The following is a 10,445-nucleotide window of genomic DNA, read 5'->3' as shown; positions in this document are numbered from 1 at the left end:
AATTATTAGGCCCCTTTCTTTCTTTTCCGATTAACTAGATCGATTCGAACTATAATTGACATTTGTTTATGTAATTATATTATCATTTTATCGTGGAGTTTACTATACAAAAAGTCCATCAAAGGCTGATATTAAAGAAATAATAAAGGATTAGTCTTGTACAAAATATCAGTCTAACGATTATTGATTTATTTTTGCATTTACAAATTAATAAATGAAAATAAAAAAGATTAAACTAATCGTAGATAGTCTAATCCTTAGTAATTATTTTATGCGCTTTGATTTATTTTGTACATTAATAAATGATTGTTTTTCAAAGTCATAGAGCCCTTGATCAGTGAGCTTGATCGTAGGGATGACGGTCAGTGTCAAAAAAGAGAGGGTAATGAATGGATTAAAGTCGATTGCACCACTAATTTGCTGGTAGGCATTGGTAATCTTGGTCAAATCCTCACTGGCTGATTGCCAATCTTTGTTAGACATTAACCCCCCGACTGCCAGTGGCATTGTTGCCAATTCTTTTTCATCGTCGACCACGCTAATGCCGCCACCCACTTTAGTGACAGCCTGCAGTGCTCTAAAAATTGCATCATCATTCGTTCCGACAACGACTAAATTATGTGAATCATGGGCAATCGTAGTCGCCACCGCACCCGATTTAAGGTTAAAGCCGTGAACTAATCCAACCCCTACCGTTCCTAAGTCATGGTGGCGTTCCACCACGACCATTTTCAAAATATCATTTTTTAGATCCGCACTAAATTGCCCATCATGAACTGGAACGGGTAAAACTAGGTGATCCGTTTCAATGTGATTATTTTGAATCCCGATCACATTACATTCTGGATGCTCGCCAACTAACGGCAACTTCAAATCTGCTTTCGTAACGTGGTGATGAACCGAATCTGCCGCAAAGGCAAGGGGTTTAGTATCTAAATCTCGCTGCTCTATCCAATGTCCCGCCTTCATTACCCGTTGAACATCAACTTGATACGGATCAGAAACGATTAATAAATCAGCAGCGGCATTCGGGGCTAACATCCCTAAATTCTGCACCCGATGCGCTAACGCCGCGTTATAACTAGCCATCGTATAAGCAGTTTCGGGCCGAATACCAAACTCAATCGCAAGGCGGACGCAGTAATTGATGCCCCCCTCAGCTAAGATGGTGTTGACGAACTTATCATCGGTACAAAACGAAAATTGTTGGGCATTGCCTTCATTAACGACTTGGATCGTATTTTGCAAATCACGTTCCACGGTCCCTTCACGCAAGAAAATATTAAAGCCCTCCGCCAGACGCGCTGCAATTTGTGATTGGTTCACGCTTTCATGATCGGTATTGATCCCCACCTGACGGTATGTATCTAACATTTGACGATTAAAACCAGCCCCGTGACCGTCAACTTGGTAGCCTAGGCTTAGAGCATCATTAATTTTAGCCATAATGCCAGGGCTGCGCTTTAAAACGGCTGGATAATCCATCACTTCGGCTAACCCCTTGACCTCTGGTTCACGATAAAACGGACGTAAGTCATCAGCGCTCAAGGTTGCTCCGTTATTTTCAAAAGGCGTCGCAGGAACTGATGATGGTAACATTACATCAACGTCCAAAGGGGTTTGTCGCGCATCATCAATCATATATTGAACCCCTGGCACACCAGCAACGTTTGCAATTTCGTGTGGATCGGTAAAAATAGTCGTCGTCCCAAGTGGCAAAATGACCTTCGCTAGTTCGGAAGGGACTAATAAAGAACTTTCCACGTGAACATGACTATCAATAAAACCTGGAACAATGTATTGATCATGAGCATCGTAGGTTTGTTCGGCAGTGAATGGCTGGTCTCCAGTCGCAATGATCTTGCCCCCATCGATCCAAAGTTGATTCGCCTCAAATCGGCGTGCGTAAACATTTAAAACATTGTTTCCCTTGACTAGTAAATCAACTTGCATTTAGATTCCCCATTTCAATCAAATTATGTAAAATTATTTCAATTATCAATCATCGAAATTTCTTTGTCAACACTCGATGCAGGGCAAACAAAAACACCACTGGATAACCAGTGATGCTAGCGTTCTTCATTATATTTTTGATCATCAAAATCCATTGTGATCGAAATCTTACCGTCAATCGGATTTTTAATCGCATACTTAATTGCATCTTTAATGTAGCGCACTGAAAAAGTAGCATCGATTTCTGGATGCAAAACGCCCCGTTGAGCGAGATTCGCTACTTTCCAAAGCCAATCGGGTCTAACAAAGAGGTGTTCAAAATGCCCTTGATACCATCTAAAGCCGACTTCCATCATGTCGCCGAATGGATTCGTTTCAATCCCGCGCTTTCCTTGATGGATTTCAACGTAGTACCCATTCGGATTTAAGAATCGCCGAATGTAGCTAGGCGAACGATGCCCATTGACCACAATGATGCTATCAAATTTACCCTTCAATTGCTTTTGCCAGTTCGGTTTCGCCTCGATCAGATCTGCTAAATAAAAATTGGCAGCCACGTTTAAATTTTCGGTGGCACAAACTCCAGTGACCTCGCCACCCAGTGAGCTGGCGTATTGCAGTGCGAATTGTCCAACCCCACCACTGATTCCAATAATCAAGACCCGTTTATTAAAATCAATTTTGGCCCCGTTCACAGCGGTAACAGCAGTCCCAGCAGCCATTGGTAAGGCTGCACAATCCCTAAAGTTTAAATTTGAGGGCGTAAAAGCAACGTTATTTTCGTTCGCACAAACATAATCAGCCCACGCTCCGTATTGAAAGTCATCGGTGATTCCGAACACCTTATCACCAACTTGGATATCGCGAACGTCGGTGCCGACTCCCTCAACGATGCCAGCAAAATCGCAACCCATGATCTTATTGATCGCGGGGTTCACGAAGCGGTCGAACATTCTAAAATTAAGTGCCTTTCGACTAGCTCGTTCAGGCTTAGCGTAACGAAAATAATCTAGGTAGTTAATGGATGAATTTTTTACCCTGACCAACACCTGATCAGGAGCTGGTTCGGGGCGATGTACCGATTCAATTTTTAGGTCTGCTAAACGCCCTGATTTAGTAGATACTACTCCCTTCATTTTTTCACCTCCTATTTATTAATCAAAGCAGCCCTAATCTGATTTAAAATTTCAGATTGCAGCTGATTAAAAAGATGGGAACGTCGATAGACAATGCTGGTAACGAAACTAGGCACATCTTGATCCAATAGGTCGACCTTGACCACATCTGGATTCCGATCAGAAACAAGGGTGGTGAAACACCCAATTCCAACGTTTTCCCGAATCATGTTCAAGATACTATGAATCCCACTGGAACGAAAAATAATTTGTGGCCGAAAGTGATTACGTTTTGCCATCGCGTTAATAACATTATTATGAATAAAACCGCTTTTAAAAAGAATAAAGGCCTCGCGTTTTAAATCCTGAAAGAACACCCCCTGCTGTTGTGCCAAAGGATTGTCTTTCGAGACATAGATTGCGAACGGACGCCGATCAAATTCCTCTGAAATAATCGTCGCTTCTTCCAACGGATTAACCGAGCCCAGCAATGCTAAATCGATCTGACCGCTTTTAAGCGCATTCAAAGTAGCAGCAGAACCCAATTCAACGGTCTCAATTTTATCTAATAAGTGATGCTGCTTCAAGCGCGCTGCGACCTTAGCAAAGTAATGGTTTTCGATCGTCGGTGGAAGCCCCAATATTAACTTTGCACGCTTAAAATTGGCAATTTCAGCCTTAGCTAACTGAACGTTCTTAATGATCGATTTAGCATGGAGCAATAATTGGTTTCCGCTATCAGTGATTGTCAGCTCTTGACTGCGGTATCTAATAATTAATTTACTATCCATCTCACGTTCGAGTCGTTGCAAGGCAAATGTGATCGTCGGTTGACTAACCTTAAATTCATGAGCTACTTTAGAAAAATTTTTAATTTCTGTCAAGGCAATAAAATATTCTAAATCGCGTGTATTCATTCAATACCCCTTTCACAAGTGTTCAACGACTCCTTATAAAAATATTTTATCACAAATCTAATCTTTGACTATTAAATAACGTAAGGATTAATATTAATTTATTATAAATACTTTAGCATCTTTACTAGGAGGACTTGCAATGGGATATAACATTTTAAATGATCCATTCAAAAATAAGGGCACTGCTTTCACGATGGCGGAAAGAAGGGCCCTTGGCTTACAAGGATTGCTGCCACCATTCGTTCAATCACTAGATGATCAAGCTACCCAAGCATATGGACAATTTCAATCCAAACCATCAGCGATTGAAAAGCGCGTTTTCTTAATGACGCTCTTCAACGAAAATCGGGTGCTATTCTACAAGTTATTTAGTCAACACGTCGTTGAATTCATGCCGATCGTCTACGATCCAACGATTGCCGAATCAATTGAAAACTACAGCGAATTATTCGTTCAACCACAAAACGCGACCTTCCTATCGATTAATGATCAAGATTCGATTGAACAATCACTAAGAAACGCTGCTGACGGGCGTGACATTCGCCTGATCGTAGTTTCCGATGCCGAAGGAATCTTAGGGATTGGTGATTGGGGCACGAACGGTGTCGATATCGCCGTTGGAAAACTGATGGTTTATACTGCCGCTGCTGGAATCGATCCATCGCAAGTCCTTCCCGTCATCTTAGATGCTGGCACTAATAATGAAGCGTTGTTGAACGACCCGTTATACCTTGGGAACCACCAAAAAAGAGTTTACGGTGAAAAATACTACGCATTCGTTGACCAATTCGTAGAAACTGCCGAAAAGCTATTTCCTGACATGTACCTACACTTCGAAGACTTCGGGCGTTCCAATGCTGCTAACATCTTAAACAAATATAAGGAACAATACACCGTCTTTAATGATGATATCCAAGGAACTGGAATCATCGTATTGGCAGGAATCCTAGGTGCTCTTAACATCTCGGGTGAAAAGCTCACAGACCAAAAATACCTCTGCTTTGGAGCTGGAACTGCTGGGGCTGGAATCGTTTCACGGGTATGTGCAGAATTCGTTCAACAGGGGTTGAGTGAAGCAGAAGCTAAAAAACACTTCTACCTCGTTGATAAACAGGGGCTTTTGTTCGATGACGATGATTCACTCACCCCAGAACAAAGACCATTCGCCCGCTCACGGTCTGAATTTGATAATCCAGATGCACTCACCGACCTAGCCGCAGTTGTCAAAGCTGTCCACCCTACCATCATGGTCGGAACTTCGACTCAACCGGGTTCGTTCACCGAAGACATCATCAAGGAAATGGCCGCCCATGCCGATCGGCCAATCATCTTCCCAATCTCCAACCCAACTAAGTTAGCGGAAGCAAAGGCTGAAGACCTCTTGAAGTGGACCGACGGTAAGGCATTGATCGGTACTGGTATCCCAGTTGATGATATTGAATATAACGGGGTTACCTACCAAATTGGCCAAGCTAACAACGCATTGGTTTATCCTGGATTAGGGCTCGGGGCAATTGCTTCGACCGCAAGCGTATTAAACGATGAAATGATTTCTGCAGCCGCCCATTCATTAAGCGGCATCGTCGATCCTAAAAAACCTGGTGCTGCTGTTTTACCACCTGTTTCTAAGCTCTATGCATTCTCGGAAACGGTTGCTAAGGCCGTTGCCAATAGTGCTGTGCAACAAGGATTGACCCGTGAAAAGATTCAAGACGTTGACCAAGCCATTCAAGATACAAAATGGGAACCTAAATATTAATTGCCAATTAGGCGCTGGTGTATCAACACTTGGCGCCTTTTGATTTTCAATGAGCAAATGCTTTGTACACAAACAAAGTAAATGCTAGAATAACAATGTAGTAAAAATGTAGAATAAAAATGGATAAAAAATAACTTAATTGGAGGCATTTTTTATGGCTACAAATTACGATTATGATGTTCTTTATTTAGGTGCCGGTCATGGTACCTTTGATGGTGCGATTCCTTTAGCAGGCACTGGTAAAAAAGTTGCTGTTGTTGAAGCTGAAGCAATTGGTGGGACTTGCCCTAACTGGGGATGTAACGCTAAGATTGCTTTGGATGCACCCGTTGCTTTAACTCGTGAACAAGAAAGAATTAAAGATCAATTGAATGGTGAACAATTAACCATTAACTGGACTGCTAATATGTCACGCAAGCATTCCATTATTGATGTTTTACCTGGTGCCATCGAAGGTTTGATGACTAGTGCTGGCATCGATGTTATCAAGGGTTACGGTAAATTAACAGATCCTCACACTGTTGAAGTTGACGGCGAAAAGAAGACTGCTGATAAGATCGTAATTGCTACTGGACTCACTCCCCACAAGCTAAATCTTCCTGGAACTGAATTAACCCATAATAGTAAGGACTTCCTTGCATTAACTCACCTTCCAAAGCGGATCACGATTGTCGGTGGTGGTTACATTGCCATGGAATTTGCTACCATTGCTAACGCCGCTGGTGCTGACGTTACCGTTATGCTTCACAGCGACGTAGCATTACGTCCATTCTACCAACCATTCGTTAAGAAGGTCTTAGTTGACTTACAAAGACGTGGTGTGCACTTCGTCAAGAACAGTAACGTTCGTGGATTCAAGAAGGATGGCGACGCATTTGCTGTTGAATACGGTGAAAACGACACCTTAGCTACTGACTGGATCTTAGATGCTACTGGTCGGGTTCCTAACGTTCATGGCTTTGGCCTTGAAGAAGTTGGCGTTAAGTTTGACGAACGTCACGGAATCGATGTTAACGACCATCTCCAAACTAGCGTTGAAAACATCTACGCTTCAGGAGACGTGATTAACAGCAAGCAACCTAAGTTGACCCCTACTGCTATTTTCGAATCCACTTACCTCACTGGATTACTATCAGGACAAAGCGATGCTCCAATCGACTTCCCTGCCGTTGGTACTAACGCCTTTACTTCCCCACGGATCTCAGAAGCTGGAGTTTCAGTTGCTGAAGCCGAAAAGGATGATAACTACAAGGTTGTTAAGACTGACTTAAAGGATGACTGGTACTACCAAGTTGATAACGACACCGTTGCAGAACGGGCATTGGTATTCGATAAGGAAGGCCACTTAGTTGGTGCTTCTGAAGTTAGTTCCCATGCTGTTGAATCAATCAACACCTTGTTGCCAGCAATTGAATTTAAGTTAACGAAGGAACAAATCGGGCGGATTATCCAAATCTTCCCATCAGTTGCTAGTGATGTATGGGCAACCATCTAATTTAAAATTAACTAATTAATAACTAACGAAAAAACGAAGTACAATTAGTGCTTCGCTTTTTTGTTACACTAAGGAGGAATTGCGAATGACAAAGTATGATTATGACGTCTTATTCATTGGTGCTGGCCATGGTTCCGATGGGGCCCCGCAACTAGCTAAAGCTGGCTACCGCGTTGCAAAGGTCGAAGCGCAAAGAGTCGGCGGCACCTGCACTAACTGGGGTTGTAATGCCAAACTCGTATTAGATGGACCAGTCGAACTAACCCGCCAGCAAGAACGGATGCAAGCCGTCGTGAACGGAAAATTAACATTGGATTGGGCTGCTAACATGCGCTATAAGCATGCGGTCATCGATCCACTCGCTGATGGATTGGAAAATAAGTTTACCAACTTGGGCATCGACATGCTCCATGGCTGGGCGACCATGCGCGATCCACACACCGTTGATATCGATGGAAAAGTCACGACTGCTGATAAAATCGTGATTGCAACGGGATTACACCCGCATCAACTTGCAGTCCCAGGCACCGAGTTAGCACATAATAGCAAAGATTTCCTAGCACTGGATGAACTTCCCAAAGACATTGTGATTATCGGCAGCGGCTACATCGCCATGGAATTCGCGACGATTGCTAACCAATTCGGTGCCCACGTGACCGTGATGATGCACGGTGACAAGGCGTTGCGCAAGTTCTACCAACCCTATGCTCAAGCAGTGGTATCTGATTTGAGTAAACGGGGGGTGCAATTTATCCCGAACGCTAACGTCAGCGGCTTCGCTAAGGATGGCGACCGTTTCTCCGTTGAATATGGAGAGCATCAGATTCAAACTACCGATTGGATCTTAGATGCAACGGGACGGGTCCCAAACGTTGCTGGATACGGACTGGACGAATTGGGGATCGAATATGATCAACATGGTATTAAGGTCAATGAACACCTACAGACCAACGTAGCAAATATCTTCGCCGCTGGTGACATTACGGATACCAAGTACCCTAACCTCACTCCATCGGCAACCTTTCAATCTAAATACATCGCTCGCTTCATTAGTGGTGAAACCAATCAACCGATCGAAGACCCCGTCATTCCATCGGTCACTTTTACATCGCCACGAATTGCGGAAGCAGGCGTGTCAATTGCACAAGCAGAGTCTAGTGATCAATACCAGGTCATTCATGCCGATTTAACGAAGGGCTGGTTCCGTCAAGTTGACCATCAACACCTTGCTAAACAAGCATTGGTATTCGATAAAGCCAAACACTTAGTCGGGGTCACTGAAATGAGTGAACAAGCAGATAACGCCATCAATTCGCTCTTGCCAGCGATTGCACTCAAGATGAATCCAAAGCAGATTCAATCGATCATCCCGCTATTCCCATCCATCACCCATGAAGTCTGGAAAAAGCTATAGCGGCTGTTCATTATTTTTACTTTAAGCCAATTCATTTAGTTAAGGCGTTCTTTTGAACTATGCTAAAATATAGTCAATACTTAATTACCAAGGAGGAGTTTGGAATATGTCAAAAAACGATTGGTTCAAGGATTCAGTTGTTTATCAAATTTACCCAATGAGTTTTCAAGATAGTAACGGCGATGGAATCGGTGACTTGAAGGGAATCGAAAACCGCCTTGATTACATTAAAAAATTAGGGGCCAACACGATTTGGTTAAACCCCATTTATAAATCACCTAACAAGGACAATGGTTACGACATTGCAGACTACCAAGCAATCCAACCAGCTTATGGATCAATGGCTGACTTCGACTCGCTGCTAAGTGCAATGCATGAAAAGGGCATTAAGTTATTAATGGATCTCGTGGTCAACCATACTTCTGATCAACATGAATGGTTCCAAGAAAGTAAGAAGTCCCGTGATAATAAGTACGCTGATTTCTACATTTGGCGTGACCCCGTTGACGGCCACGAACCAAATAACTGGGGATCCAATTTCTCTGGTTCCGTATGGACGTTCGTTCCAGAACGGGGCCAATACTACCTCCACTGTTTTGCGGAAGGTCAACCCGATTTAAACTGGGAAAATCCTGAAGTGCGCGAAGCGGTTTACAGTCTGATGCGTTTTTGGCTCGACAAGGGCGTTGACGGTTTTCGAATGGACGTTATCAACTACATCTCAAAACCTGAGGGTCTGCCTAACGGTCCCGTACCAAAGGGGTCAGAATTTGCGCCATGTGAACCAATGACGACTAACGGTCCCCATCTATTGGAATACCTGAATGAAATGAACGATAAGGTATTATCTAAATACGACGTCATGACGGTCGGCGAAATGCCTTCTACGAACCCCGAAGATGCCGTTAGATATGCGAACTTGGACGGCAGTGGCTTGAACATGATCTTCCAATTCGAACACGTCAGCTTATCATTTGGGACGACCAAAGCCCTCGGAAAATGGAACGATGCGCCTGTTAAATTGACCGAATTAAAGCACTCGCTGTCCAGATGGCAAGAAGGCCTCGACGGTAAAAGTTGGAACAGTCTTTACTGGAACAACCATGATCAACCACGGGCGGTTTCTAGATTTGCCAACGACGAACCAGAATTCAGAGTGCGGGCTGCGAAAATGCTTGGCACGACGCTACACATGTTGCAAGGAACCCCATACGTCTATGAAGGTGAAGAACTAGGGATGACTAACGGCCATTTCACTAGCATCGATCAATACGAAGATATTGAATCGATCAACGCCTACAAACAACTCGTTGACCAAGAACACTTGATCAGCTCGGATAAGATGCTTAGCTTCTTGGCCTCCCGTTCTCGTGACAACGCCAGAACCCCAATGCAATGGGATAATAGTAAGTACGCTGGCTTTACCACCGCTGCTAAACCTTGGTACCGCCTCAACGCTAACTACCCTGAAATCAACGCAGCGGATGAATTAGTCGATCAGGATTCCGTTTTCTACTATTACCAAAAATTAATTCAACTCCGTAAGGACAACGACATCATTCGCTACGGTCGATTTGAAAAATTAGACCCAACAGACGATGCAGTCTTTGCCTACAAGCGCCACTACAATGATTTAACGTTAATTTCGATCAATAACTTTACGGCTGAAGATGTTTCCCGTGATTATCAAGTCCCCCAAGGGGCCCAATTATTGATTGGGAACTACGCAGATGATCAAGGAACTGAACTCAGACCATTTGAAAGTAAGGTTTACCTCTTCTAATTTAAATTC

At 43.4% G+C, this 10,445-nt stretch carries 7 protein-coding genes; 4 read left to right on the top strand and 3 right to left on the bottom strand.

What is annotated here, in order from left to right; all coding sequences use genetic code 11:
* Positions 1–264: 264 nt before the first annotated feature.
* From ade to ACSVI6_RS01890, 3 genes are all read right to left on the bottom strand, one after another.
* Positions 265–1,953 (bottom strand): adenine deaminase, encoded by a 1,689-nt coding sequence (ade, locus tag ACSVI6_RS01900; RefSeq protein ID WP_491720845.1) that lies wholly within the window; start codon positions 1,951–1,953, stop codon positions 265–267.
* A gap of 116 nt (positions 1,954–2,069) precedes the next feature.
* A complete protein-coding gene (locus ACSVI6_RS01895) occupies positions 2,070–3,089 on the bottom strand; it encodes an NAD(P)-dependent alcohol dehydrogenase (RefSeq protein WP_491717038.1) in 1,020 nt (339 codons plus the stop codon).
* Between the two features lie 11 nt (positions 3,090–3,100).
* The gene (locus ACSVI6_RS01890; RefSeq protein WP_491717037.1) at positions 3,101–3,985 is read right to left on the bottom strand and encodes a LysR family transcriptional regulator; all 885 of its coding nucleotides are present in this window, start codon (positions 3,983–3,985) and stop codon (positions 3,101–3,103) included.
* Between the two features lie 139 nt (positions 3,986–4,124).
* On the opposite strand from ACSVI6_RS01890, the gene ACSVI6_RS01885 reads away from it, so the two are divergent.
* From ACSVI6_RS01885 to ACSVI6_RS01870, 4 genes are all read left to right on the top strand, one after another.
* Entirely contained in the window at positions 4,125–5,744 is a 1,620-nt protein-coding gene (locus ACSVI6_RS01885) for a malolactic enzyme (RefSeq protein WP_491720844.1), read from the top strand.
* Between the two features lie 154 nt (positions 5,745–5,898).
* Positions 5,899–7,239, top strand: coding sequence for a dihydrolipoyl dehydrogenase family protein (locus ACSVI6_RS01880; RefSeq protein WP_491720843.1), 1,341 nt, complete (start codon positions 5,899–5,901; stop codon positions 7,237–7,239).
* An 85-nt stretch (positions 7,240–7,324) separates the two neighbouring features.
* Positions 7,325–8,653 carry a dihydrolipoyl dehydrogenase family protein gene (locus ACSVI6_RS01875; RefSeq protein WP_491720842.1) on the top strand — a complete coding sequence of 443 codons (1,329 nt, stop codon included), beginning with the start codon at positions 7,325–7,327 and terminating at the stop codon, positions 8,651–8,653.
* 106 nt (positions 8,654–8,759) lie between these two features.
* Positions 8,760–10,436 carry a glycoside hydrolase family 13 protein gene (locus ACSVI6_RS01870; protein ID WP_491717033.1) on the top strand — a complete coding sequence of 559 codons (1,677 nt, stop codon included), beginning with the start codon at positions 8,760–8,762 and terminating at the stop codon, positions 10,434–10,436.
* Positions 10,437–10,445: the final 9 nt, after the last annotated feature.

This window comes from Nicoliella sp. ESL1106, from assembly GCF_058509965.1.
This window is presented reverse-complemented; position numbering and strand designations above follow the sequence as displayed.

What these genes read in the sequence shown, in the direction of transcription:
- ade (WP_491720845.1), bottom strand. Translation starts at nt 1,953, where the DNA reads ATGCAAGTTGATTTACTAGTCAAGGGAAACAATGTTTTAAATGTTTAC.
- ACSVI6_RS01895 (WP_491717038.1), bottom strand. Translation starts at nt 3,089, where the DNA reads ATGAAGGGAGTAGTATCTACTAAATCAGGGCGTTTAGCAGACCTAAAA.
- ACSVI6_RS01890 (WP_491717037.1), bottom strand. Translation starts at nt 3,985, where the DNA reads ATGAATACACGCGATTTAGAATATTTTATTGCCTTGACAGAAATTAAA.
- ACSVI6_RS01885 (WP_491720844.1), top strand. Translation starts at nt 4,125, where the DNA reads ATGGGATATAACATTTTAAATGATCCATTCAAAAATAAGGGCACTGCT.
- ACSVI6_RS01880 (WP_491720843.1), top strand. Translation starts at nt 5,899, where the DNA reads ATGGCTACAAATTACGATTATGATGTTCTTTATTTAGGTGCCGGTCAT.
- ACSVI6_RS01875 (WP_491720842.1), top strand. Translation starts at nt 7,325, where the DNA reads ATGACAAAGTATGATTATGACGTCTTATTCATTGGTGCTGGCCATGGT.
- ACSVI6_RS01870 (WP_491717033.1), top strand. Translation starts at nt 8,760, where the DNA reads ATGTCAAAAAACGATTGGTTCAAGGATTCAGTTGTTTATCAAATTTAC.